21 protein-coding genes are annotated in these 25,606 nt (G+C 67.6%); 14 read left to right on the top strand and 7 right to left on the bottom strand.

Features of this window, described 5'->3' with window-relative positions; all coding sequences use genetic code 11:
* Positions 1 to 19: 19 nt before the first annotated feature.
* Entirely contained in the window at positions 20 to 1,033 is a 1,014-nt protein-coding gene (gap, locus tag OD750_RS14910) for a type I glyceraldehyde-3-phosphate dehydrogenase (protein WP_263541476.1), read from the bottom strand.
* Positions 1,034 to 1,172: 139 nt separating this feature from the next.
* Between gap and OD750_RS14905 the strand changes: the two genes are divergently transcribed.
* The 6 genes from OD750_RS14905 to OD750_RS14880 all read left to right on the top strand — a co-directional run bounded on the left by OD750_RS14905 (position 1,173) and on the right by OD750_RS14880 (position 6,585).
* On the top strand, positions 1,173 to 1,748 hold the full coding sequence (locus OD750_RS14905) for an RNA polymerase sigma factor (protein ID WP_263541475.1): 576 nt from the start codon (positions 1,173 to 1,175) through the stop codon (positions 1,746 to 1,748).
* Between the two features lie 4 nt (positions 1,749 to 1,752).
* Complete coding sequence (locus OD750_RS14900; protein WP_263541474.1) at positions 1,753 to 2,529, top strand: hypothetical protein; 777 nt, start codon at positions 1,753 to 1,755, stop codon at positions 2,527 to 2,529.
* An 11-nt stretch (positions 2,530 to 2,540) separates the two neighbouring features.
* Positions 2,541 to 3,761, top strand: a complete 1,221-nt coding sequence (locus OD750_RS14895; protein WP_263541473.1) for a HEAT repeat domain-containing protein — start codon at positions 2,541 to 2,543, stop codon at positions 3,759 to 3,761.
* Positions 3,761 to 4,762 (top strand): HEAT repeat domain-containing protein, encoded by a 1,002-nt coding sequence (locus OD750_RS14890; protein WP_263541472.1) that lies wholly within the window; start codon positions 3,761 to 3,763, stop codon positions 4,760 to 4,762. The genes OD750_RS14895 and OD750_RS14890 overlap by 1 nt, the downstream gene beginning before the upstream one ends.
* 453 nt (positions 4,763 to 5,215) lie before the next feature.
* Positions 5,216 to 5,536: an MbcA/ParS/Xre antitoxin family protein gene (locus OD750_RS14885; RefSeq protein ID WP_263541471.1), complete on the top strand. Its 321-nt coding sequence runs from the start codon at positions 5,216 to 5,218 to the stop codon at positions 5,534 to 5,536.
* A gap of 278 nt (positions 5,537 to 5,814) precedes the next feature.
* The gene (locus OD750_RS14880) at positions 5,815 to 6,585 is read left to right on the top strand and encodes an AMP nucleosidase (protein ID WP_263541470.1); all 771 of its coding nucleotides are present in this window, start codon (positions 5,815 to 5,817) and stop codon (positions 6,583 to 6,585) included.
* A gap of 52 nt (positions 6,586 to 6,637) precedes the next feature.
* Here OD750_RS14880 and OD750_RS14875 read toward each other — a convergent pair whose 3' ends face one another.
* Positions 6,638 to 7,024 carry a hypothetical protein gene (locus OD750_RS14875; protein WP_263541469.1) on the bottom strand — a complete coding sequence of 129 codons (387 nt, stop codon included), beginning with the start codon at positions 7,022 to 7,024 and terminating at the stop codon, positions 6,638 to 6,640.
* A 143-nt stretch (positions 7,025 to 7,167) separates the two neighbouring features.
* Positions 7,168 to 8,091: a Grx4 family monothiol glutaredoxin gene (grxD, locus tag OD750_RS14870; RefSeq protein ID WP_263541468.1), complete on the bottom strand. Its 924-nt coding sequence runs from the start codon at positions 8,089 to 8,091 to the stop codon at positions 7,168 to 7,170.
* Positions 8,092 to 8,360: 269 nt separating this feature from the next.
* On the opposite strand from grxD, the gene OD750_RS14865 reads away from it, so the two are divergent.
* Positions 8,361 to 10,679, top strand: a complete 2,319-nt coding sequence (locus OD750_RS14865; protein WP_263541467.1) for an Ig-like domain-containing protein — start codon at positions 8,361 to 8,363, stop codon at positions 10,677 to 10,679.
* Between the two features lie 46 nt (positions 10,680 to 10,725).
* On the opposite strand, the gene OD750_RS14860 is transcribed toward OD750_RS14865, so the two are convergent.
* The 3 genes from OD750_RS14860 to OD750_RS14850 form a co-directional block, all read right to left on the bottom strand.
* Positions 10,726 to 11,553, bottom strand: coding sequence for a UDP-2,3-diacylglucosamine diphosphatase (locus tag OD750_RS14860; RefSeq protein ID WP_263541466.1), 828 nt, complete (start codon positions 11,551 to 11,553; stop codon positions 10,726 to 10,728).
* Positions 11,554 to 11,623: 70 nt separating this feature from the next.
* Positions 11,624 to 12,271: an SGNH/GDSL hydrolase family protein gene (locus OD750_RS14855; RefSeq protein WP_263542103.1), complete on the bottom strand. Its 648-nt coding sequence runs from the start codon at positions 12,269 to 12,271 to the stop codon at positions 11,624 to 11,626.
* A 16-nt stretch (positions 12,272 to 12,287) separates the two neighbouring features.
* Positions 12,288 to 13,565, bottom strand: coding sequence for an aminotransferase class I/II-fold pyridoxal phosphate-dependent enzyme (locus tag OD750_RS14850; RefSeq protein WP_425508233.1), 1,278 nt, complete (start codon positions 13,563 to 13,565; stop codon positions 12,288 to 12,290).
* A gap of 327 nt (positions 13,566 to 13,892) precedes the next feature.
* Here OD750_RS14850 and OD750_RS14845 point away from each other — a divergent pair, with 327 nt between their 5' ends.
* From OD750_RS14845 to OD750_RS14815, 7 genes are all read left to right on the top strand, one after another.
* A complete protein-coding gene (locus OD750_RS14845; RefSeq protein WP_263541464.1) occupies positions 13,893 to 14,993 on the top strand; it encodes an efflux RND transporter periplasmic adaptor subunit in 1,101 nt (366 codons plus the stop codon).
* 75 nt (positions 14,994 to 15,068) lie between these two features.
* Positions 15,069 to 16,148, top strand: a complete 1,080-nt coding sequence (gene rsgA / locus OD750_RS14840) for a ribosome small subunit-dependent GTPase A (protein ID WP_263541463.1) — start codon at positions 15,069 to 15,071, stop codon at positions 16,146 to 16,148.
* Between the two features lie 49 nt (positions 16,149 to 16,197).
* Complete coding sequence (locus OD750_RS14835; RefSeq protein ID WP_263541462.1) at positions 16,198 to 17,475, top strand: peptidase MATCAP family protein; 1,278 nt, start codon at positions 16,198 to 16,200, stop codon at positions 17,473 to 17,475.
* A gap of 509 nt (positions 17,476 to 17,984) precedes the next feature.
* Entirely contained in the window at positions 17,985 to 20,291 is a 2,307-nt protein-coding gene (locus tag OD750_RS14830) for an NADP-dependent malic enzyme (RefSeq protein ID WP_263541461.1), read from the top strand.
* Between the two features lie 224 nt (positions 20,292 to 20,515).
* Positions 20,516 to 23,194, top strand: a complete 2,679-nt coding sequence (aceE, locus tag OD750_RS14825) for a pyruvate dehydrogenase (acetyl-transferring), homodimeric type (RefSeq protein ID WP_425508244.1) — start codon at positions 20,516 to 20,518, stop codon at positions 23,192 to 23,194.
* 115 nt (positions 23,195 to 23,309) lie between these two features.
* Positions 23,310 to 23,834 carry a hypothetical protein gene (locus OD750_RS14820; RefSeq protein ID WP_263541460.1) on the top strand — a complete coding sequence of 175 codons (525 nt, stop codon included), beginning with the start codon at positions 23,310 to 23,312 and terminating at the stop codon, positions 23,832 to 23,834.
* A gap of 255 nt (positions 23,835 to 24,089) precedes the next feature.
* Positions 24,090 to 25,256: a PQQ-dependent sugar dehydrogenase gene (locus OD750_RS14815; protein WP_263541459.1), complete on the top strand. Its 1,167-nt coding sequence runs from the start codon at positions 24,090 to 24,092 to the stop codon at positions 25,254 to 25,256.
* Here OD750_RS14815 and OD750_RS14810 read toward each other — a convergent pair.
* Positions 25,246 to 25,596 carry a TfoX/Sxy family protein gene (locus OD750_RS14810; protein WP_263541458.1) on the bottom strand — a complete coding sequence of 117 codons (351 nt, stop codon included), beginning with the start codon at positions 25,594 to 25,596 and terminating at the stop codon, positions 25,246 to 25,248. The two genes, OD750_RS14815 and OD750_RS14810, sit on opposite strands and share 11 nt — an antisense overlap.
* Between the last annotated feature and the right edge of the window lie 10 nt (positions 25,597 to 25,606).

The following is a 25,606-nucleotide window of genomic DNA, read 5'->3' as shown; positions in this document are numbered from 1 at the left end:
CCGCAGGGCGGTCGATTCGTTAGCGGGCGGCAACGAGCGCCAGCGTCATGTCGAGCATGCGGTTCGAGAAGCCCCATTCGTTGTCGTACCACGACAGCACCTTGACCATCGTGCCGCCCATTACCTTCGTCAGCGTGGCGTCGTAGACCGACGAGCGCGCGTCGTGGTTGAAGTCGATCGACACGAGCGGCGCCTTGTTGAAGCCGAGGATGCCCTTGAGCCTGCCCTCGGCCGCTTCCTTGACCGCCGCGTCGATTTCTTCCTTCGTCGTCGCGCGCGCGGCGACGAACGACAGGTCGACCACCGACACGTTGATCGTCGGCACGCGCATCGCGAAGCCGTCGAGCTTGCCGTTCAGTTCCGGCAGCACGAGACCCACGGCGGCGGCGGCGCCGGTCTTCGTCGGGATCTGCGACATCGTCGCCGAACGCGCGCGGCGCAGGTCGCTGTGGTAGACGTCGGTCAGCACCTGGTCGTTCGTGTACGCGTGGATCGTGGTCATGAGACCGTGCACGATGCCGATCTTTTCGTGCAGCACCTTGGCGAGCGGCGCGAGGCAGTTCGTCGTGCACGACGCGTTCGAGATGACCTCGTGCGACGCCTTGAGCTGGTCGTGGTTCACGCCGTAGACGAACGTGCCGTCGACGTCGCTGCCGCCCGGCGCGGAAATGATCACCTTCTTCGCGCCGCCGGCGATGTGCGCGCCGGCCTTGGCCTTCGTCGTGAACAGGCCCGTGCATTCGAGCACGACGTCGACGCCGTGCTCGCCCCACGGCAGCTTGGCCGGGTCGCGCTCGGCGAACACCTTGATGCGGTCGCCCTTGACGACGAGATCGCCGCCGTCGACGGCCACTTCGTGCGGGAACTTGCCGTGCGCGGTGTCGTAACGCGTCAGGTGCGCATTGGTCTCGGCGTCGCCCAGGTCGTTGATCGCGACGACCTGGATCTCGTGGTTGCGGCCCGATTCGTACAGCGCGCGCAGCACGTTGCGGCCGATGCGGCCGTAACCGTTGATGGCAACTTTCACCGCCATGGGAGGCTCCTCAAGCAAGGGGTGGGAACGTCAAAGACCCCGATTGTAGCGTTTCGGGCGCGCCGCCGCCCGGACGGGGCGGCATAAGAACCGGCGCGGGCTTGCTAACCGAAACCGCACGGGGCGCATCCTAGGCGCCATGGGAGACGAAAAAACCTGGGTCGAAGCGGCCCGACGAGGAGATCGCACCGCGTTTCGACGCCTGGTGGACGCCCATTCGCGTCCGCTGTACGGGCTGTGCGGGCGCATCACGCGCGACCCCGTGCTGGCCGAGGACGCGGTGCAGGAGGCGCTGTTCAACGCATGGCGCAACCTCGCCGGCTTCGACGGCCGAGCGAGTTTCGCGACGTGGCTGCACCGGATCGCCGTGAACGCGGCGCTCGAGCAGCTGCGCAAGCGCAGCGGCAAGGAGCTGGTGGCGACCGACGCCGCGCCGGCCGACGACGAGGACGCCGCGGGCGACTTCCTCGCCGCCCGCGCCGACGAAACGCCGGGCCCGGACCGGCACGCGAGCGGCGGCGAAATCCGCCGGCGCGTCGAAACCGAGCTTGGCCGCATGACCGCGCTCGAACGCAGCGCGTTCGTGCTGCGTCACCACGAGGGCCAGTCGCTGGAAGAAATCTGCGGCCAGCTCTCGATCAACGTATCGGCCTGCAAGCAGGCCATCTTTCGCGCCGTGCGCAAGCTGCGCGGCGCGCTGGAACCCTTGAGGTAACGCGATGGACACGATTCGCGACACGGACCTGATCCTCTACCACTACCGCGACGGCCTGGCCGACGACGAGATCGCGCGGATCGCCGCGGCGCTCGCGCAGTCGCCCGACCTGCGCCGGCGCTACGAGGCGATCTACGCGACGCTGCACGCCGCCGACACGCTGCCCGGTTTCGAACCGGACGCGGGTTTCGACCGGCGGCTGTGGAACGTGCTCGACGCGCGCATCGACGCGGCCGAGCGTGCGGCAGTACCGCCCGCGGCGCCGCGCCGCTCGTGGTTCGAGCGACTGCTCGCGCCGGGTCCGCGCCTCGCGCTCGGCGGCGCGTTCGCGCTGGCGATCGCGGCCGGCGTTGGCTACCGGCTCGGCCGCGAAAGCCTGCCGACGAATCCGACCGTCGCGCAGGAAGACACGCTGCGCGCCTCGCGCGTGCTCGACGCGTACGTCACGGCGCATCTGCGCGCGACCGAGGGCGCGGTGCTGACCGCGGTCAACAGCGACAGCGCCGAACTCCTCGCCGGCAATCGCGAGCTGGCGTCGAACCTGATCGAATCGAACCGTCTGTACGCGGCCGCCGCGACGCGCTCCGGCAATACGCGCCTGGCCGACTTTTTGCGTCAGCTCGAACCTTTGTTGCTCGAACTTGCTAACCCGCCGGCCGGCGGGTCCATCCAAAGCACTGACGGTCTGCGCGACTACCTCGACAAGACCGATCTGTTGTTTCAGTTGCGGGCGACGCGCAAACGCATCGATTCCGACGCGCGCCGCCCGACCTCGGCTTGATTGGAGCGAACATGAAAAAGAGTCTTTTGCACAAAGCACTATTTGCGATTCTCGTCGGCGCCGCGGGCGCGGCCTGCGCGGTGCCGGCCGCCGACGGCGACATGGCGCCGAACGACAAGGTGCTCAACACGCTGTACTGGCAGGGCCACGAGGCGCTGAAGAAATCCGAATGGACCGTCGCGCTCAAGCGCTTCGAAACGCTCGAAGCCGAGCTCAAGGCCAAGGAGCCGCAAAGCGCCGACGCGGCGGTGTACTGGCAGGCGTACGCGCTGTCGCAGGGCAAGCGCGGCGCCGAGGCGAAGGCCGCCGTCGAACGCCTGCACCGCGAGTTTCCGAAGAGCCGCTGGGGCAAGGAAGCCGACGCGCTGCTGCGCCAGAACCCGCAGCCGGCCGCCGCGCAGAAGGAACTGGCCACCGGCGACGACGATCTCGCGCAGATCGCGGTCGAGGGCCTGATGAGCGCGCCGCCCGAACGCGCGCTGCCGCTCCTGGCCAAGGTCGTCAAGGGCAACTATTCGATCAAGGTGAAAAAGCGCGCCTTGTTCGTCGCGAGCCAGCTCGACGACGCCGGCGCGATCGATCTCGTGATGCAGGCCGCGCGCGGCGGCGATCCGGATCTGCGCGGCGAAGCGATCCGCATGCTCGGCATCAGCGGCGACGACGCGGCGATGTCGCGCCTGATGGAGATCTACAAGACCAGCAAGAGCGCGCCGGAAAAACGCGACGTGATCCAGGCGTGGCTCGTCGCCGACCGCAAGGATCTGGTGCTTGACGCTGCGCGCAACGAAACCGATCCGTCGGTGCGGCGCGAGGCGATCAACGCGCTCGGCGCGATGGACGGCTCGGCGGAACTCAAGCAGCTGTTCGGCTCGGTCAAGGAACCGGACAACCAGAAGAACATCGTGCAGGCGCTGGGCGTCGCCGGCGACCGCGCCGGACTCGCGGCGATCGTCGCCGACGGCGGCGTCGGCGAAGACACGCGCATCGCCGCGCTGCAGTCGCTCGGCGTCGCCGGCGGCAGCGAAGAACTGGTGAAGCTGTACGGCAGCGCGAATACGCCGGCGCTGCGCGACGCGGTGCTGCAGGGCCTCCTGATCGCCGGCGACGGCAAGGGCATGGCGGCGCTGTACCGCCAGGCGAAATCGAAGGAAGAGAAGCAGTCGATCCTGCGCATGCTCGGCGTCATGGGCGACGACGCGGCGCTCGACATCATCGAACAGGAGCTCAAGTGATGGCTCGCAACGGATACACGAAAGCAACCGGATTCTTCGGCATCGTGCTGGCGCTGGTCGCCATGCCGGCGGCGGCGGGCTCGCTCGACGCGGCGCTGTCGCGCGCGAACGGCTGGACGTCGTGGCAGGTGCCGATCGTCGACGGCGCCGAACCGCCGTGCTGCTACGGCAATTTTTCGCGCAAGGCCAGCGTGCGCACCTGCGACCTCGACGCCCGCAACTGGTCGTGGGGGTCGAGCAGCGACTATCCGCACACGCCGGGTGAATCGCTGACGATCTACGCGCACGTGCAGGGCGGCAAGGTCGACAAGCTGCGCGCGCTCGCCACGTCGTGCCCGGTGAAGGCGAAGGGCGACATCGCCGCGATCGACGCGGCGCCGGCCGACAGCGTCGCCTGGCTCGCCCGACTCGCGGTCGCGGACAAGGACGAGGCCGACCATGCCGTCGCCGCGCTCGCGTTTCACGCCGAACCGGCGGCGACGCAGGCGCTCGCCGATGCCGCCGCGCCGGGCAAGCCGCGCGACCGGCGCGAATCGGCGCTGTTCTGGCTCGGCCAGCTGCGCGGCGCCGAGGGTGCGACGATCGTGGAGCGCTTCGCGACGCGCGACGACGATCCGGAAGTGCGCGAGCACGCGGTATTCGCGCTGTCGCAGTCGAAGGCCGGCGATGCGTATGCGCGCATCCTGGCGATCGCCGGCAGCGACGCGAGCGACGACGTGCGCAGCAAGGCGCTGTTCTGGATGGCGCAGATGCACGATTCGCGCGCCCAGGCCGATATCACGGCCGCGCTGCGCCGCGATCCGTCCGACGAGGTGCGCGAACAGGCGGTTTTTGCACTGTCGCAGCTCGAGACTGGCGCCGACCAGGCGCTGATCGCGGTCATACGCGGCGACTACCCGCGCTCGGCCAAGGAAAAGGCGCTCTTCTGGCTCGGCCAGTCGGGTTCGGACGAGGCGATCGCGTTCATGGACGAGATGCTGGCCAAGGGCGAGCGGCGCTAGCGGCGCGCCGCCGCAAGGCCGATACGCCGACCAAACGCTGCCGCCGGTCCGAAACCCGGGCGGCAGCGTGCGCCAGGTCGCGATCGGCGCGGGCGTTTCGAGATATCGTGAACCGGCCGTGTAGACGGCTGCGTATGGTAGGATCGCGGCGTAGTCTGACGGCGAGGGGCCGGGCGCAAAGTCCGTCCGGCCGGAGATCAACGCGCGGATGTTCAGCCGGAAAGGGCCCGGCGGAATACCGGCACTACGCTATCGAATGGAGGCAATATGTCGAGCCAGCGATCGTCCTGGGCTCCGACTTGGCCGCCGAGCGCGCCGGAAGCCGCGCAGCCTGCGGCTGCTTCCAAGCAGAATCCGCCGCCCCGCGCGCCCGTTCCGCCCGTGATACGGCCGCCTGCCGGTGCCGGCGGACTTGGCCGTCCGGCGACCCCGCCGCCGCCGTCGCATCCGCCGATGTCGGCGCCCCCGCACCAGTCCAACAGCGCCGTGCTGGCCGATCTTGCGCGTCAGGCGCGGACCGCGCGCGGCGAACTGCAGGCCGCTCAGGAAGCCTTCGCGCGCCGCGCGCTCACGCTGTACGAAAGCCTGCGCATCATCGACGACAGCCTCGTGCAGCTCGCCACGCACGTGCTCGGCAACAGCGTCATCGCCTCGACGTGGCTGTGTTCGCGCAATCACCACCTGTCGCAGCGCACGCCGCTGGAAGTGCTGATGGTCGGCGATCGCGAAGCCGTGGTGAACGAGCTGATGCGCCTGGAACACGGCGTGTACTAGTCGCTGCATGGGCGCGAAGAAGCGCTCGTGCTTTGATTCTTCTGGCGCTGTATCACATCCCGCAACCCTGCCTGACGCTGCCGCGTCAGGCGCCCCCTTAACTTAAGGGGGCTCCGAGAGCGAGAGCGCGAGACCCAGCGCTTCGCATCTTTCGTTCATTTCCCCAATCACCTGCCGGTGGCTAAAATCGCATGGTTGCTCAAATGGAACCTCGCCGGCGTGGCGTCGCCGGTAACCCAGGTTCGCCGCTTGGCGCGGCGAACCAGCAGGGGCATGCGATGAAGGACAAGAACGAGATCGTCAGCAACTGGCTGCCGCGCTACACCGGCGTGCCGCTCGAAGACTTCGGCAAGCACGTGCTGCTCACGAATTTTTCGAATTATGTGGATTTGTTTGCAAGTTGGCATGGTGTAGAAGTTCGCGGGCGCGACAAGGCCATGCCGAGCGCGCACGCCGACGGCCTCTCCATCATCAATTTCGGCATGGGCAGTCCCACCGCCGCGACCGTGATGGACCTGCTCTCGGCGATCATGCCCAGGGCCGTGCTGTTTCTCGGCAAGTGCGGCGGCCTGAAGAAAAAGAACCAGCTCGGCGACCTGATACTGCCGATCGCGGCCTTGCGCGGCGAAGGTACGTCGAACGACTACTTCCCGCCCGAAGTGCCGGCGCTGCCGGCGTTCACGCTGCAGCGCGCGGTGTCGTCCACCGTGCGCGACCACGGCCGCGACTACTGGACCGGCACGGTCTACACGACCAACCGGCGCGTGTGGGAGCACGACGAGGCGTTCAAGGGCTATCTGCGCCGCACGCGCTGCATGGCGATCGACATGGAAACCGCGACGCTGTTTTCCGTCGGCTTCGCGAACAAGATTCCGACAGGCGCGCTGCTGCTCGTGTCAGATCAGCCGATGATTCCCGAAGGCGTCAAGACCGAGGAAAGCGACCGCAAGGTGACGGGCGAATTCGTCGAGGCGCAGATCCGCATCGGCATCGACGCGTTGAAGGAAATTCGCGACGAGGGCAAGTCGGTCAAGCACCTGCGTTTCTGATGGCGCGGCAGGCCGGGTTCGCGCGATGCGCGAGCCCGGTCGGCGTCCGGCGTCAGCCCTTCTTGACGTCGTCCATGCTCCAGTTGAACTGCAGGAAGATGACGCTCGGCGCCTTGCCGGCTTCCAGGCGCACCTTGCAGTCGACCGTCTGCTTGTATTCGCTCGACAGCGACTTGTCGAACGTGATCTGCGAGCTCAGGTGCCATTCGTCGCCGACGGTCTTGGCCGATCCGGCGAGATCCTTTGCGCGCAGCTCGTAGTTGCGTCCGGCGAGCTTGGCCTGTACCGCGTCGACGCACGCCGTGGCCGCGGCGGTCTCGTTGCCGCCGCCGCACGACGCCAGCGTCACGGCGGCGAGGGCGAGCGCGGCGCCGCGCCAGAGCGCGGCCGTCGGAGATCGACGATGGCGCCCGGCGGTTCGGTCTTCGCGTGCACGCATCGACGTTCTCCTCGTGGCAGCGCCGCGAGCGTCCGGGCCGGTGCGCGGACTCGCCGCGGCGCAGTGGCAGCTGCGTCGCGGGCGAGTATATCAGCGGCTATCGCGCGTACGCGGCCTCCGCTTTGCAGCGCTGCGCGTACCGTTCAGTAGCGCGGAACCGATTCGTCGATCTGGCGCGACCACGCGTCGATGCCGCCTTCGACGTTGAACACCTGGCGGAAGCCCAGGCCGCGGAAGTGCTCCGCCGCGCCGCGGCTCGAGTTGCCGTGATGGCACAGGAAAGCGAGCGGACGGTCCTTCGGCAGTGCCGACAGACGCGCGATGGAATCCTCGTCGAGTATCTCGGCGCCGGCGAACGGCGCGTACTGCCGGTCGGGCGCCGGGCGCACGTCGACGACCGTGATGTCGCCGGCCGCGATCCGTGCCTTCAAGCCCTGCACGTCGAGCGACTGCACGGTCGGCGGCGCGTTCGGATTCGTGATCGACAGGCCGCTGCCCTGCACGGTGTCGACCCAGTCGATCGCGATGCCGCGCGCGCGCTGCGCGGTGGCGACGTCCATCAGGATCGCGATGCCGTTCGACTCGGCGCGGATTTCCGTGCCGTCGGTTTCGCGCAGAAAGAATTGCGCCTGGAAGCGCGCGTCGATCGACAGGTGCAGCGCCATGCCGTCGGCGTCGGCGAGGCCGGCGCGCATCGCGTCGGCGGCGGCGTCGCTGACGGTGATCGACGGCGGCGTGCGGTCGGGCTTGGGCAGGCCCAGGAGTTCGTGGAGTTCGCCGGAGTTGGCCATGCCGGCGACGATGTCGGCGCCGCCGATGAGCTCGCCGTCGACGTACAGCTGCGGAATCGTCGGCCAGTTGCCGTACGCCTTGATGCCTTCGCGGATTTCCGGGTCGGCGAGCACGTCGACGCTGGCGTAGTCGTCGACGAGGCCGTTCAGGATGCCGGCGGTGCCGGCCGAAAAACCGCAGCGCGGCGCGTTGCGCGTGCCTTTCATGAACAGCACGATGCGGTGGTTCCGGAGGATGTCTTCGATGCGGTCGCGGGTTTCTGGGGCAAGGTTCATGGGGGAACTCGAAAGGTCGAACGTCTGGGAAAGGCGACCATCATACGCCGGTGCCCTCGGGGCAGGCGACGCGGCGCTCGCGGTGCGCTTGTATAACGATATACATCGGTCCGCCGGTTTTCGCGCGGCCTTCACGGTCGGCATGTGGGGATTCCCGCACCGTTCGCAAGCGTGTTGTGGAAGTGAGGCGCCGTTCGACGCAACGACGCGTTCATCGGCGATAATCCGCGCCACTGGCGTGAGCCAAGGAACCCCTGGGGAGAAAACCTATGCATCGCTCGCTGCTCGCCCTGAGCATCGCTCTGGCCCTGTCCGCGCCCGTCGCGGCGCAGGACAACGCTACGCCGGAAGAACGCCGCCCGGCGGTCGATCCGAGCGTTCCGCTGACCTACGTCGGCCCGAACGCGCGCGTCAGCCTCGGCGTCAACCAGGACGGCGACGTCGGCGGCGAAGGCCTCGGCGTCTTCGGCTTCGACGGCGATTCGGCGTGGATCGCGCAGTTCTGGCTCGCCGAGCACGGCGCCGGCGGCGTGCAGCTCGACTATCACTTCCTGTGGGGCGGCAAGACGCGCCAGGACACGATCGACAATCCCGACAGCGTGCGCGTCGGCAAGGCGTTCGTCGCCGTCGACCAGAACGTCTGGCACGACCGCAAGGCCACGCTCGGCATGGGCTACGAGAAGGACGACTTCTTCGTCGACGGCTACGTGTCGGGCGGCATCACCGGCAGCCGCTTCGTCTCGAGCGCGGCGTCGACCGTCACCGATATTCTTACCGGTGTGGAAAATGGGCGACAGTATACGCAGACGTCGACCACGCGCACGGTCGTGGACGCGTTCGAGCGTCCGTACGAAGCGGGCGTCGGCGTGCGCGTCGGCAAGCACTTCGAAGATTCGCTGTGGCGCGTGCGCGGCGGCCTCGACTACGAACGCGGACGCTACAACTCCGACCAGTTCACGCTGTCGGCCGGCGTCGACAAGTATTTCCGCAACTCCGGCTGGAGCCTGTCGCTCGAAGGCGAGCACGTACGCAAGAAGGGCGACTTCGAGATCGACAGGAACGACGATCGCGGCTGGCTGTTCGTGCGCTACGACTTCGGCGATACGTTCCGGCCCAAGCAGCCGTACCGCGAAGTGCAGGTCGAGCGCACCGAAGCGGTCGCCGCCGCGCCGGCCGAAATGCAGGTGGTGCGCAACGAGGTCAAGCTCGACGGCGACGCGTTCTTCGATTTCGACCGTTCCACGCTGCGTCCCGACGCGGTTGCCGCACTGACCGAACTGATCGCCAAGGCGAACGGTACCAAGCGTGTCAGTCGTATCCGCATCGTCGGTCACACCGACAGCGTCGGTACCGACGCGTACAACCAGAGGCTGTCGGAGCGCCGTGCGAAGGCGGCAGCCGACTATCTGATCTCGCAAGGCGTATCCGCGGCCGAAATCGACACGGCGGGCGACGGCGAGCGCAATCCGGCGTACCCGAACGACACGCGCGCGAACCGGCAGAAGAACCGCCGCGTCGACGTCGAGTTCCTGACGATCGAGGAAACCGCCGCGCCGGTCGCGCCGGAGCCGAAGAAGATCGTCGAATGGAAGAGGGAGCCGGTGCCGGCCCCGGCCGCGTGGATCGAGCGCGCGCTGCGCAATCCGGCGCAGCACAAGCGCACGGTCGACGTGTACCGCTTCGAGAAGTCGTCGAGCACCACGACGCTCGGTCCGCGCGTATTCGCCAACCGCCCGCCCGACGCGCGCGACGACACGGCGACCGTGCCGCGCAACGCCGCCGCGACGCCGATCGCGGTGCTCGCGAACGACGTCGATCCCGACGGCGATCCGCTGACGATCACCGCGACCGGCGCGCCCGCGCACGGCACCGCGACGATCGCGGGCGGCGTCGTGAACTACACGCCGGTCACGGGCTACGTCGGTACCGACACGTTCACGTACACGATCGCCGACGGCATGGGCGGCACCGACACGGCCACCGTCACGATCACGATCGGCGCCGACGGCAACCGTCCGCCGGTCGCGCAGGACGACACGGCCTCGACGCAGCCCGCGACGCCGGTGACGATCGCGGTGCTGTCGAACGACAGCGATCCGGACGGCGACACGCTCTCGGTCGCGAGCGTCGGCACGCCGGCCAACGGCACGGCGGCGCTCGGTGCGAACGGCGCGGTCACGTACACGCCGGCGGCCGGCTTCACCGGCACCGACACGTTCACGTACACGGTCAGCGACGGCAAGGGCGGCACGGCGACCGCGCGCGTGACGGTGACGATCGGCGCGGCCGGCAACCGCGCGCCGATTGCCGTCGACGACACGGCGAACGTGCTCAAGGGCGGCGGCGCCGACATCAACGTGCTCGCCAACGACACCGATCCGGACGGCGACCGCCTGCGCGTGGTGTCGGTCGAAAACCTCGGGCCGCACCAGGCCACGGTGACGATCAATCCGGACGGCACGATCCGCTTCGAACACGTGCACGGCACCGAAGGCGCGGGCCGCCTGCGGTACACGATCACCGACGACCACGGGCATGAGGCCACGGCGATCGTCGTGGTCTTCGTCACCAACGTGCCGAATCCGTAACACCGGCAGCCGCGGCCCGCGCCGGCGGGCCGCGGCGACTTCCGATTCAGCGCGCGTGCAATGCGCGCGCCCAGGCCGGCAGCGGCAGCGGCGCCGGCTGCGACTCGCCGGCGTTCGCGCGTACGAGCGCCGCGCGGCGGTCGCTCCAGTGGATGAGTTCGAGCGAGCCGTCGTCGAGTTCGACGAGCGCGGTGCAGTGCTCCACCCAGTCGCCGTCGTTCAAATAGAGCAACCCGTCGTTCTCGCGGATCGCGCCGAAGTGGATATGGCCGCAGATCTGGCCGGCGAGGCCGAGCGCGCGCGCGCGTTCGAGCGCCATCGACTCGTACGCGCGGATGTACGCCAGCGCCCTGCCGATATGCGACTTGGCGAGTATCGACAGCGCGAAGTACGGCAGTTTGAGCCGCTTGCGCACCGCGTTGAAACGGCGATTCAAGAAGCACAGGAACGTGTAGGCCTTGTCGCCGAAGCGCGTGAGCCAGGTCTTGCCGTAGTGCTCGGGATCGAATTCGTCGCCGTGGCTTACGCGGAAGCGACGGCCGTCGGCGGTTGTATGAATCGCATCGAGTTCAACGCGGATCGCGCCGATGCTTTGTCCCGCCATGCCGCGCATCGCGCAGTCGTGGTTGCCCGGGATGTAGATCACCTCGGTGCCGCGCGCCGCCTTGTCGAGGAATTCGGCGAGCACCGCGCTATGGCTCGCGGGCCAGTAGGGCGTGCGTTCGAGCGCTTCGATGTCGACGATGTCGCCGACGAGATACAGCTGCTCGCAGTGCGTGGAGCGCAGGAAGTCGAGGAGGAACTCGGCGCGACAGTCGCGCGTGCCGAGATGCACGTCGGAAACGAAGATGCTGCGGTAACGCAGGCGGTCCATGACGGCGCGCCGGTAGCCAAGCCTTGCGAATCTTGGCGAAAGCGCGCGTCGATAGCGTTGCCGCGATGGGTCAGGGCGATGACAGCGCCTGCCGCGCCCTGGGTTCGATCGCGGTCAACCACGCGTCATATTGCTTCGCCGACGGATGCAGGCCGTCGTCGGCGAGCTGCGAGGCTTCGTCGCCCGCCTTGCGCGAAATCGCCGCGACATCGGCCCACGCGACACCGCGCCGCGCCGATTCTTCGCGATTGACGGCGTTGTACTCGTCGAGTTCGCGCGCGATGACGGCGACGTCGCGGCCCGATTCGCGGCCGAACTTCGTCGCGCCCCAGTCGGGTATCGACACGACGACGACCCGCTGCGTCCGCGCGCCCGCGAGCGCGATCGCGCGTTCGAGCAGCGCACGGAATTCGACGCGATACTCGTCGACGCCGCGACCGCGATACTGGTTGTTGACGCCGATCGACAGCGTCACGAAATCGTAAGGCGGCGCGAGCGCGGCTCGGTCCATCGCGGCCGACAGCTCGTCGGTCGTCCAGCCGGTGGTCGCGACGATCTGCGGATCGGAAAGACCGATGCCGTCGGCGCGCAGGCGCTGCGCGAGGCGCTGCGGCCAGCGACCGCTCGCGGCGACGCCTTCGCCGATCGTGTACGAATCGCCCAGCGCGAGAAAGCGCCCTTCGGCGGCCTGCGTCGCGGGCGCTGCAATGGTGACCATGGCGGCGAGCGCGTATTTAAGCCACATGCCGCGCCGGCGCGGCGCGCTCGGCGGTGCGGCGCAGGCAGCGTTCGATGCGGGCGAACACGTCGCCGATCTCCGCCGGCTGCGGCAGGAGCGTCATGCGGAAATGGTTGCGCTCGCGGATGTTGAAGCCGTTGCCCGGCACGACGAGCACGCTTTCGGTCTCCAGCAGATCGAGCGCGAACGCCTCGTCGTCGAACGCCGGCAGTGCGCCCGGTTTCACCTGCGGGAACGCGTACAGCGCGCCTTGCGGTGCGACGACCTCGAGGAATTCGCTCGCACGCACACCCTCGATCACGGCACGGCGCGCCTCGAACAGACGGCCGCCCGGCGCGGTCAGCGCCGACATCGTGTCGGGGCCGGTCAGCGCGGGCACGATCGCCCACTGCGAGGGCACGTTCGCGCACAGGCGCAGCGCCGAGAGCAGGTCGAGTGCCGCGCGGAACTCGGCGAACTTCGCTTCGCTGCCCGATACGCTGATCCAGCCGGTGCGATAGCCGCACGCGCGCTGCATCTTCGACAGGCCGGCGTAGGTGACGCACGGCACGTCGCCGGCGAGCGGCGCGAGCGGATGGAACTTTGCGTCGTCGTACAGAATGCCGTCGTAGATCTCGTCGCTGAGCAGCAGCAGGCGATGGCGTTCGGCGACGGCGACCAGCGCCTCCAGCAGCTCGCGCGGGTACACCGCGCCGGTCGGGTTGTTCGGATTGATCAGCACGAGCGCACGCGTGCGCGGCGTGATCAGCGCTTCGACCTCGTCGGGATCGGGCAGATGGCCGCGCGACGCCGGGCACGGGTAGTAGCGCGCGCGTCCGCCGTTGAGCACGGTCGCGGCGCTCCACAGCGGATAGTCGGGACTCGGCAGCAGTACTTCCTCGCCGGTGTTGAGCAGCGCGCGCAGCGTCAGGTCGATGAGCTCGCTGACGCCGTTGCCGATGAACACGTTGTCGGCATGCGCGCCCTGCGCGCCGCGGGCGATTTCGCGCGCGGCGATCGCTTCGCGCGCCGCCTGCAGACCCTGCTGGTGGCAATAGGCTTCGCTGCGCGAGAGATTCGCCTCGACTTCCGCGCGCACGTGCGCCGGAACGGCGAATCCGAACAGCCCCGGGTTGCCGATATTGAGGCGCACGATGTGACGCCCTTCCGCTTCCAGCTCCCTAGCTCGCCGCGACAGCGCTCCGCGAATCTCGTAGCGGACGTCGCTGAGGCGCGAGCTGACGGGAACGGTGCGTTGCGGCATGGACGGAGCCCTCGTGAAAGTCCGCGCCATCCTAATGGTTGATCAGAAAATGTCCAAACGACATTGCGTCACAAACAGGGCTTTTTGCGGGCATTGTGCTGCGGTGCAGGACTTACGCCGCAGAATGCGCCGCGCACGGGGCAGGGGAAGCAAAACGTCACGATTGCGCCTTCGCGGCGCCACGGTTCGACGCAACCATTGTTCCTGCCGGCGCATCTGAGGAACCCGACAGCGTGCCGAACGTCAGTAGCTCGTTCGGCACGCGAGTCATAGGCCGTTAGACACATAGCATTCCCGCTTGACGATAACAGTATTGGTGTTATAGTTACCTACAACACCAGGGCAACAGCCACGACCATGAAAACGCGCATCTTCGCTTCTCTGATTCTCCTGTCCGCCGCCCTGCCGCTGATCAGCGGTTGCGGCAGCGACGCGCATTCCGCCACGGCCGAGGCCGACGCGAAGAAGCCGAAGGTCGACGCGGTGCCGGTCGAGGTCGCGGCCGTCGCGCAGGGCGACATCACCGCTAAGTACGCCGGCACGGCCACTCTCGAAGCCGAGCGCGAGGCCAAGGTCGTCAGCGAAATCGGCGGCGTCGTGCTCAAGCTCAACGTCGAGGAAGGCCAGTTCGTGCGCAAGGGCCAGATCCTCGCCAAGCTCGACGGCGAACGCCATGCGGTGCTGGTGCGCCAGGCCGAGGCGGAAATGGAACGCCTGCGCCACAACGACATGCGCAACGAGCGCCTGTTCGAGCGCCAGCTGATCGCCAAGAACCTGTACGAACAGAACAAGTCCGACCTTGCCTCGCGCAAGGCCGAAGTCGAGCTTGCACGTCTGTCGCTGTCCAAGTGCGCGGTCGTCGCGCCGTTCGACGGCGTCGTGACGCGCCGCTGGGTCAAGGAAGGCCAGCTGCTCAAGGCGAACGACGTGGCGTTCGAAATGGCCGACTTTTCCGATCTCAAGGCGCGCCTGCGCGTGCCGGAACGGGCGAGCGTTGCGCTCAAGCCGGGCCAGCCGGTCGAATACCGCGCCGATGCGTTGCCGGGCGCCACGTTCCAGGCGACCGTCGAGCGCGTCAGCCCGGTCGTCGACGCCAAGAGCGGCACGGTCGAAGTGCTGGTCAAGGTCGACAACGGCGAACGCCTCCTGCGCCCCGGCCTGTTCTCGCGCCTCGAGATCTCGTACGACCACGTCGCCGCGGCGATCCTCGTGCCGAAGTCGGCGCTTCTGACCGGCGATCGCGATTCGAGCGTCTTCATCGTCCGCGACAGCAAGGCCGTCAAGGTGCCGGTCAAGCTGGGCTACGAGTCGGGCAACAACGTGCAGGTGCTGGCCGGCGTCGAGCCGGGCGCCGAAGTGATCACCGCCGGCCACGCCGCGCTCGTCGACGGCAGCCTCGTCGAGGCGCTCAAGCGCGCCGCGGTCGCCGCGGCGGTCGCCGTGGTGCCGAAAGCCTGAGGTTTTGACTTTCGTTTCAGGTCGGGACGAAGCCCGGAGCCAGGAAGGCTCCGGGTTTTCTTTTAGAATCGGGCCATGCAGTTAACTCCCGAACAGCGCGCCCGTCTCGCCGCGATCGGCTGGCGCGACGAAATCGCGCTGCCCGACGACGCCCCGTCCGACCACCGGCCCGCCCGCGTCCTGATCCAGCATCGCAACGGCTACGTCGTGCACGACGGCGAAGAAGAATCCACCGTCCAGCCGGCGCCGCGGTTCCTCAAACGCTCGCTCGATCCCACCGAACGCCCGGCCGTCGGCGACTTCGTGCTGCTCAAGCCCGGCAACCCGGTGCAGATCGAAACGATCCTGCCGCGCCACGCCGCGCTGACCCGCGCGGCGGCCGGCGAGCGCTACCAGCGCCAGCTGATCGCCACGAACGTCGATACGGTGATGGTGCTGATGGGCCTCGACGGCGATTTCAATCCGCGCCGCCTCGAACGCTATCTTGCGCTGGTGCAGGCGTCGGGCGCGCACTGCGTCGTCGTGCTGACCAAGGCCGATCGCCACGAAGACCTCGAGGCGGTCATGGCCGACGTCATGGACGTGCTGCCCGACGTCGAAATCCATCCGGTCAACGCCAAGGACGCCGCCAGTCTCGGGGTGCTGCATCCGTATATCGGGCCCGGGCAGACCGTCGTCGTCGTGGGTTCGTCGGGCGTCGGCAAGTCGACGCTGACCAATACGCTGCTCGGCCGCGAACGCATGGCGACGAACGAAGTGCGCGCGAACGACAGCCGCGGGCGCCACACCACGACGTTCCGTGCGCTGATCTCGCTGCCGCAGGGCGGCTGCCTGATCGACACGCCCGGCATGCGCGAACTGAAACTCACCGGCGAGGAAGACCTCGACGCCGGCCAGTTCGCCGACATCGACGCGCTCGCCGCGCAGTGCCGCTTCGGCGACTGCGCGCACCAGAGCGAACCCGGCTGCGCCGTGCGCGCGGCGCTCGACGCGGGCGATCTGTCGGACGAGCGCTGGGCCAGCTACCAGAAACTGCGCGGCGAACTCGACGTGCAGGCGGCGAATCTCGAAGCGCAGCTCAAGCGCAAGGGCGAACCGCACGTCGCGAACAAGGCGCTCGGGCAGCGGCTCAAGGGAAAGTACGGGCGGCGCTAGCCTCGTCGCATCACGTTCGGTTGTCGCGTCGCCGCGCTATATTCGGGCCATGGTGGCCATACTCGATTCCGGCGAGGAGCGCATCCTCGAACGTTGCACGGCGCTGGACCGGCGCCTCGTCGCCGCGACGCGCGGCATCCGCCTGCTGCAGGCGGTGAGCTGGCCCGCTTCGGCGCAACAGCGCTTCTGCGACGACTGGCAGCGCGGCGAACGCCGGTTGCCGCATATCGAATACCGCGCGCCCGGACTCGCCGGCGAACGCGCCGAACTCGCCGCGATCGCGCACGAAGCCGACCCGGGCCATCCGGTCGGCAAATACCTGCGCAGCAGCGCCGAATCGTGGCGCATCGCGACGGAACTGCTCGATGCGGTCGGCACGCCGGCGATCACCGGACATTCGATCCGCTTGTACGGACGCCCCGGCGATCTCCTCGCCGGATCGGAACTGACGAACCTCGACGCCGCGAGGCACTTCATCGGCCTTGCCGGAGAGTTCGATCAGGAACTCGGCAGCCGCGACGCCGACTACTGCATTCCGGCCGAAGTGCTGCGCCTCGAACTGCAGCAGCAGCTCGACGCGTTCTTCCATTCGCACAAAGTGGACGTGGAGATCGACCCCGACCTGATCGCCAAGGCCGCGGCCGGCCCGACGCGCATCCGCCTGCGCTCGGCCACCTGTTTCACCGAGTACGATCGCCACCAGCTGATCGAGCACGAAGCGTTCGTGCATTCGCTGACGGGTCTCAACGGTCGCGAGCAGCCGAACCTCAAGTCGCTGTCGCGTTCGTCGCCCCGCGTCACCGCGACGCAGGAAGGGCTCGCGGTATTCGCCGAGCTGATGTCCGGCTCTATCGACATCGAGCGGATGAAGCGCATTTCGCTGCGCATCGTCGCGATCCACATGGCGCTCGGCGGCGCCGACTTCATCGAGGTGTTCCGCTACTTCCTCGATTCGGGCCAGACCGAAGCCGACAGCTTCTCGTCGGCGCAGCGCGTGTTTCGCGGCGTGCCGGTGACCGGCGGCGCGGCGTTCACCAAGGACAATGTGTACCTGCACGGCCTGATGACCGTCCACACGTTCTTTCGCTGGGCGTTGAAGAACCGGCGCCTGTCGCTGTGCAGGGCGTTGTTCGCGGGCAAGATGGCGCTGCACGACGTGATCGCGCTGGAGCCGTATTTTTCATCGGGCTACATCGCGCAGCCGATGTACCTGCCGCCGTGGGCGCGCCGCGCGAACGGGCTTGCCGGCATGCTCGCGTTCTCGCTGTTCGCCAACCACATTCGCATGGCGCATGTCGAAGCGGAGGATCTCGTACTCGGATTGTGAGTCGGATACGGATCGTCGCCGAGTGCAAAAAAATGTGACCGATGTGCGCAACGCCATTGCCGGGTCTAACCTAGCCGGGACTTCAGGCGCAGCGATCGGATGATCGCCGCGCCGCGAATCTCCAGGGGGTAGCATGCGCAGCGTCACGGTGCGCACATTGGGCCCGGATACGGCGATCAGGACGGTCGCCGTGTCATCCGCGCCGCCTCGCATCGCGCTTTCGTTGCTCCCGTCCATTTCACGGGAGGCGCCGCGCGAAGGCCATCGTTAGCCTCTTTCCCCCGCCGTCGCGCGACGCCCGTTTTTTCCCGCACGCCACTACGCCGCGTCTTGCGCCGCGCGAAGTCCACCTTTCCCGAAAGCGCGCCGCGAGCCGCGGTCGCGCGGCGCCGTCATCGAACCATGCGATACGCGCATAGTTTCGCGGCCGGGCGGCACGGGCGCCTGTGCTATATTCCTGCGCCCGCCCTAAGTCGTTGCGCGGCAAGCATTTGCGCGCGCCATCGCCCATGTCGAACTCAGAAGAACTCAAGCAAGCCGCGCTCGACTACCACCGCCAGGCCCCCGCCGGAAAGATCAAGGTCACACCGACCAAATCGATGCTCACGCAGCGCGATCTCGCGCTCGCGTACTCGCCCGGCGTCGCCGCCGCGTGCGAGGCGATCGTCGACGATCCGAACGAGGTATCGACCGTCACCGCGCGCGGCAACCTCGTGGCCGTGATCACGAACGGCACCGCCGTGCTGGGCCTGGGCGCGATCGGCCCGCTCGCGGCGAAGCCGGTGATGGAAGGCAAGGGCGTGCTGTTCCAGAAGTTCGCCGGCATCGACGTGTTCGACATCGAAATCGACGAACTCGACCCGGACAAGCTCGTCGACATCATCGCGAGCCTCGAACCGACGTTCGGCGGCATCAACCTTGAAGACATCAAGGCGCCCGAATGCTTCGTCGTCGAGCGCAAGCTGCGCGAAAGAGTAAAAATTCCGGTTTTCCACGACGACCAGCACGGCACCGCGATCATCGTCGGCGCCGCCGTGATCAACGCGCTCAAGGTCACCGGCAAGGACATCGGCAAGGTGCGCGTCGCGTGCTCCGGCGCCGGCGCGGCCGGCATCGCCTGCCTCGACATGCTCGTGCAGCTCGGCGTGAAGCCCGAGAACATCCTCGTCGCGGACAAATTCGGCGTCGTCTTCGAAGGTCGCACCGAAGACATGGACGAGGCGAAGTCGCGCTACGCGCGCGCCACGTCCGCGCGCAGCCTCGCCGAGATCGTCGTCGGTGCCGACATCTTCCTCGGCCTGTCGGCCGGCGGCGTGCTCAAGCCCGACATGGTCGCGACGATGGCCGAACGGCCGGTGATTCTCGCGCTGGCCAATCCGACGCCGGAGATCCTGCCGGAGCTCGCCCGGTCGGTCCGCCCCGACGCGATCATCGCGACCGGCCGTTCGGACTATCCGAACCAGGTCAACAACGCGTTGTGCTTTCCGTACATCTTCCGCGGCGCGCTCGACGTCGGCGCCACGACGATCAACGAAGCGATGAAGGTCGCCTGCGTGCATGCGATCGCCGCGCTCGCGCGGCGCGAAGTCAGCGACGTCGCCGCGCGAGCGTACGGCGGCAAGCCGCTGTCGTTCGGCGCCGACTATCTGATTCCGCAGCCGTTCGATCCGCGCCTGCTGGTCGAACTCGCGCCGGCCGTCGCGCACGCCGCGACGATTTCCGGCGTCGCGACGCGCCCGATCCCCGACCCCGTCGCGTATCGCGAAAAGCTCACGAGCTTCGTGTTCCGCACCGGCCTCATCATGAAGCCGGTGTTCGATCGCGCGAAGGCCGACCCCAAGCGCGTCGCGTACGCCGAAGGCGAAGAAGAAACGGTGCTGCGCGCGGTGCAGGTCGTCGTCGACGAGGGCCTCGCGCGGCCGATCCTGATCGGCCGGCCCGACGTCATCAACAAGCGCATCGAGCGCATCGGCCTGCGCATCAAGGCCGGCGTCGACTTCGACCTGTGCAACATCAACGACGATCCGCGCTTCAACGACTACTGGCAGCACTACCATCGCCTGATGGAACGCCGCGGCATGACGCCGGCGCTGGCCAAGGCCGTCGTGCGTTCGCGCTCTACGGTGATCGCGGCGCTGATGGTCGAGCGCGGCGAAGCCGACGCGCTGATCTGCGGCGTCGTCGGCCGCTACGGCAAGAAGCTTGCGTACATCCGCGAGGTGATCGGTCTCGACGCCGGCGTCGACAAGCCGTCGTCGATGTCGGCCGTGTTCAACGACAAGGGCGTGTTCTTCTATCTCGACACGCACGTGCAGCCCGACCCGTGCGCCGAAGACATCGCCGAGGCGGTGCTGCAGGCCGCGATCCGCCTGAAGCTGTTCGGCATCCATCCGAAGATCGCGCTGCTGTCGCATTCGAACTTCGGCAGCGCCGAAACGCCGAACGCGTGCAAGATGCGCCGCGTGCTCGAAATCGTGCGCAAGCGCGCGCCGAAGCTCGAGATCGAAGGCGAGATGCAGGCCGACGCGGCGATGAACGAGGAAATCCGACAGCGCATCTTCCCGAACTCGCAGCTGTCGGGCTGCGCGAACGTGTTCGCGTTCCCGAATCTCGACTCGGCGAACATCGCGTTCAACATGACGCGCGCGATGACCGACGGCGTCGTGCTCGGCCCGATCCTGATGGGCGTCTCCAAGCCCGTGCACGTGCTGACGCCGTCGGCGACCGTGCGCCGCGTGCTCAACATGACCGCCATCGCCTGCGTCGAGGCGCAGATTCGCGGGCAGGCCAAGCTCGGCGCCGCCATCCTCGGCTGATCCGGCGGCGCGACCGGCGCGAACCGCGACGGTTCGCGCCGCGGCTTCGTGCCGCATCGCGGCACACCCTAAACGTTCGTTCGATAGGCAGATTCGAACCGTACGGCTAGACTTGACCTGTTGCGCAGGTCGTTGGCCCGCGCCATTGCTTTCGACGACGACAACAGCAAAGAGCGCCGCGTTCATCCCAGTCGGACGGCGTTCGTGGAGGGTAAGCCGTGAACATGCTGCAAGACATCTTGAACCAGGATCTCGATCCGGTCGAAACCCAGGAATGGATCGACGCGTTGAACGCCGTGATCGGCGCCGACGGCCCGGACCGCGCGCATTACCTGCTCGAACGCATGGTCGAGGCGACCCGCCGGGCCGGCGGCCATCTGCCGTTCCAGCCGACGACCGAGTACATCAATACCATTCCGACACATCTGGAAAAGCGCAATCCGGGCGACGCCGCGATGGAATGGCGCATCCGTTCGCTGATCCGCTGGAACGCGCTCGCGACCGTCGTGCGCGCCAATCGCAAGCCGGGCGAGCTCGGCGGCCATATCGCGAGCTTCGCGTCCTCGGCGACGTTGTACGACGTCGGCTTCAACCATTTCTGGCGTGCGCCGAGCGAGAGCCATCCGGGCGACCTCCTGTACGTGCAGGGCCATTCGAGCCCGGGCATCTACGCGCGCGCGTTCCTCGAAGGCCGCATCGACGAATCGCAGCTCGACCGCTATCGCATGGAAGTGGACGGCGGCGGCCTGTCGTCGTATCCGCATCCGTGGCTGATGCCCGACTTCTGGCAGACGCCGACCGTCTCGATGGGGCTGGGTCCCATCATGGCGATCTACCAGGCGCGCTTCTGGAAGTACCTCGAACACCGCGAAATGATGCCCGCGAGCGACCGCAAGGTGTGGTGCTTCATGGGCGACGGCGAAACCGACGAGCCCGAATCGCTCGGCGCGATTTCGCTGGCCGGTCGCGAAAAACTGGACAATCTCGTCTTTGTCATCAATTGCAATCTGCAGCGCCTGGACGGTCCGGTGCGCGGCAACGGCAAGATCATCCAGGAACTCGAAGGCGTGTTCCGCGGCGCCGGCTGGAACGTCGTCAAGGTGGTGTGGGGCTCGTACTGGGATCCGCTGCTCGCGCGCGACACCAAGGGCACGCTGCGCCGCCTGATGATGGAAACCGTCGACGGCGAATACCAGGCGTGCAAGGCGTTCGGCGGCGCGTACACGCGCGAGCATTTCTTCGGCAAGTACCCCGAGCTCAAGGAAATGGTCGCCAACCTGTCGGACGAGGACATCTGGCGCCTGAACCGCGGCGGCCACGATCCGCACAAGGTCTACGCCGCGTACGCCGAAGCGATGTCGACGAACGGCCGGCCGACCGTGATCCTCGCCAAGACCGTCAAGGGCTACGGCATGGGCGGCGCCGGCGAGTCGATGAACATCACGCACCAGCAGAAGAAGATGGACGACGAGGCGGTGCGCGCATTCCGCGACCGCTTCAACATCCCCATCGGCGACGACAAGATCGGCGACGTGCCGTTCTATCACCCCGGCAAGGATTCGCCGGAAGTCAAATACATGCTCGAGCGCCGCGCGGCGCTCGGCGGCTCGCTGCCGCAGCGCCGCCAGAAGAGCGAGTCGCTGCCGGTGCCGGAACTGTCCGCGCTCGAGCAGATCACCAAGGGCAGCGGCGAGCGCGAAATCTCCACGACCATGGCGTTCGTGCGCGGCCTGAACCTCCTGCTGCGCGACAAGACGATCGGTCCGCGCATCGTGCCGATCGTCGCCGACGAGGCGCGCACGTTCGGCATGGAAGGCATGTTCCGCCAGATCGGCATCTACGCGCCGTTCGGCCAGAAGTACAAGCCGCAGGACTCCGACCAGCTCCTGTACTACCGCGAAGACACGAGCGGCCAGGTGCTGCAGGAAGGCATCACCGAGGCCGGCGCGACGTGCAGCTGGATCGCCGCGGCGACGAGCTACAGCACGAACAACCTGCCGATGCTGCCGTTCTTCATCTTCTATTCGATGTTCGGCATGCAGCGCGTCGGCGACCTGTGCTGGGCGGCCGGCGACATGCGCGCGCGCGGCTTCCTCGTCGGCGGCACGTCGGGCCGCACGACGTTGAACGGCGAAGGCCTGCAGCACGAAGACGGTCACAGCCATCTGCTGGCCGGCGTGATTCCGAACTGCCGCGCCTACGATCCGACCTTCAGCTACGAAGTGGCGGTCGTGCTGCAGGACGGCGTGCGCCGCATGCTGACCGAGCAGGAGGACACGTACTACTACGTGACCGTGATGAACGAGAACTACAGCCACCCGGACATGCCGCAGGGCGCCGAGGACGGCATCATCAAGGGCATGTACCTGTTCAAGGACGGCGGCAAGCCGAAGAAGAACGCGCCGCACGTGCAGCTGTTCGGCTCGGGCACGATCCTGCGCGAAGTGATCTTCGCGGCCGAGCTGCTGGAGAAGGAATTCGGCGTCACCAGCGACATCTGGAGCTGCCCGAGCTTCTCTGAACTGCGCAAGGACGGCTACGAAGCCGAGCGCTGGAACCGCCTGCATCCGGAAGCCGAACCGCGTGTCGCGTACGTGACGTCGCAGCTGAAGGATCGCGCGGGTCCGGCGATCGCCGCGACCGACTACGTGCGCCAGTACGCCGACCAGATCCGCGCGTTCATGCCCGAAGGCAAGCGCTACACCGTGCTCGGCACCGACGGCTACGGCCGCTCGGACACGCGCGCGAACCTGCGCCGGTTCTTCGAAGTCGACCGCTACTACATCGCGCATGCGGCGATCGCCGCGCTCGCGCAGGAAGGCAAGATGCACGCGAAGGACGTCGCGCGCGCGGCGAAGGAATGGAAGATCGACGTCGAGAAGGCGAGCCCGGTCGGGGTCTGATCTGCCGCGACAACGCGTTCGAACGAGGCCCGGCATGTCCGGGCCTCGTCGTTCCCGTGTTGCGGAAAAGTACAATTCGCTGCAAAATGGCGGAACCTGATTCCGGGGGAATCCGATGACGCCGCCGCGCACAGACTACGCCTGGCTTGCCGGCACGTACTGGTACTGCGCTGCCGCCTGCATGCCCGCGCTGCGCACGCTGCCGGGCAATCGCTTCGAGCCGGTGATCGACCAGACGGTGTGGTCGATCGCCGGTTACGCCGACGGGTACTTCTGGGGTGTCGCGTCGGCGCTCGTGACGCCGGCCGGCAGCGAGCCCGACGCGTCGGGCAAGAACGACATGACGTTCTTCGCGAGCGTCACGCCGCAAGGGCGGGTGCACATCACGTTTGTACACGGCGACGGTTCGACGACGATCGGCACGGGTTCGATCGGGGGGCAGGGCGATCCGCGCTTCGAGATGCAGATGTCGTCGGGCGCGGGACCGGTGCTCGTGGTGCACTGGGCATATATGCTGCGCGTGACGCCGGACGATCCGCAGTGGCATCGGCTGCCGGGCGCGGGCGTGTCGGTCGAGGCGATGGTCGGCGATATCGCCGCGCCGATCGGAATAAATCCACAAAGCGGAAGCCGGGCGTAGTTCGGTTCGAACCTTGCGTGGCGTTGAAAATCACGACTCCTTCTCCTCCAAGCTTGCTTGGGGGAGAAGGATGGGTTGAGGGGGTGCCGCTGAACCTGCGTTGCGCTCGACGAACAGCCGGGCGTCGCCTCGTCGCCCCGGCCCTCTCCCCCAAGCAGGCTTGGGGGAGAGGGAGGTTCGGCTGATAGCTTTCGCCGAACTTTCACGCTGACTACGGCTGACTGGAGTCCGTCATCGCCTCGAGGGGGAGGCTACATGACCCGCTTTGCTGCTTTGCTTCTGTTTTTCGCCGCGTTCCCGGTATCGACTGCCGCTACCGACCTCATCGATTTCGTGCCCGTCGCCACGGGCCTCGACCGCCTCACGACGATCGTCTCGACGCCGCTGTATCCGGACAAGGTGTTCGTCGCCGAACAGCTCGGCCGCGTGCGCCTCGTCGAAAACGGCGTGCTGCGCGCGGCGCCGTTTCTGGATATCACCGACCGCACGCTGTCGACCGGCTTCGAGCAGGGCCTCACCGGCTTCGCGCTGTCGCCGGCGTTTCCGGCGAATCCTTTCGTCTATGCGCACTACATCCGCCTCGACGGCGCTTCGCGCGTGTCGCGGTTTCACCTGCTGCCGGGCCCGGTGCTCGCGGCCGATCCCGCATCCGAGACCGAGCTTCTGACGTTGTCCCAGCCGCACCCGACGCACAACTGCAACGAGGTGCGCTTCGGTCCCGACGGCTATCTCTACATCGGCTGCGGCGACGGCGGACCGCCGTTCACGCCGGTGCACGATCCGCAGTCGCTCGCCGAACGGTACGGAAAGATACTTCGCGTCGATGTGAACAATATTCCCGTCGGCCAGCCGTACGGCATTCCGGCCGACAATCCGTTCGTCGGCACGCCCGGCGCGCTGCCGGAAATCTGGGCGCTCGGCCTGCGCAATCCGTATCGCTTCAGCTTCGATGCGCTGACCGGCGACCTGTGGATCGGCGACGTCGGCCAGTCGACGTACGAGGAGGTGTCGTTCGTGCCGGCCGGCACGCGGTTCGGCGTGAATTTCGGCTGGAACCGCATGGAAGGCACGCACTGCTATCCGAATCCCGGCTGCGACACGACCGGTCTCACGCTGCCCGTCATCGAATACGACCACAACGAAGGCTGCGCCGTGATCGGCGGCCCGCGCGTGCGCAACGGCGAGTATTCGCAACTCGAAGGCCGCTACGTGTTCGCCGACTTCTGCACCGGCGCGATCTACGCCGCGCGGCCCGACGACGGCTGGCAGCGCGTCGTCGTCGGTCATCTGCCGCGCATGCCGACCGGCTTCGGCATGACGCCGGACGGGCAGCTGCTGATCGGCAGCTACGGCATCGGCGACGCGGTGCTGTATCGCGTGACGATCGTCGACGCGTTGTTCGCCGACGGTTTCAACGACTAGTTTTCTTCGGCTTCGACGCCGCCTTGCGCTCGGCCGCGTCGAGCGCGAGGCGCGCCCACGGACGCATCGCCTCCTCGCTGTCGAGCGCCTCGGCCGGCACCGACCAGAAGCTCATCGGCATCGGCTCCTTCATGCGCCGGTACACGAGCGGCGCGCAGCCGGCGTCGACGAATGCCTGCCGGTTCGCATCGTCCACTTTGAGGCCGATGTCGCCGTCGATGACGACCGCGAAGAATCGCTCGCCGCAGTAGATGCCGTAGCCGCCGAACATCGCCTTCACGCGAACCGGGCCGAAGCGGCCGAACAGTTCCTCGAGGTGCGTGCGCTGGTCGGGCTGCATGGCGGTTGTC

Source organism: Tahibacter soli, from assembly GCF_025717065.2.
Taxonomy (GTDB): Bacteria; Pseudomonadota; Gammaproteobacteria; order Xanthomonadales; family Rhodanobacteraceae; genus Tahibacter; species Tahibacter soli.
This window is presented reverse-complemented; position numbering and strand designations above follow the sequence as displayed.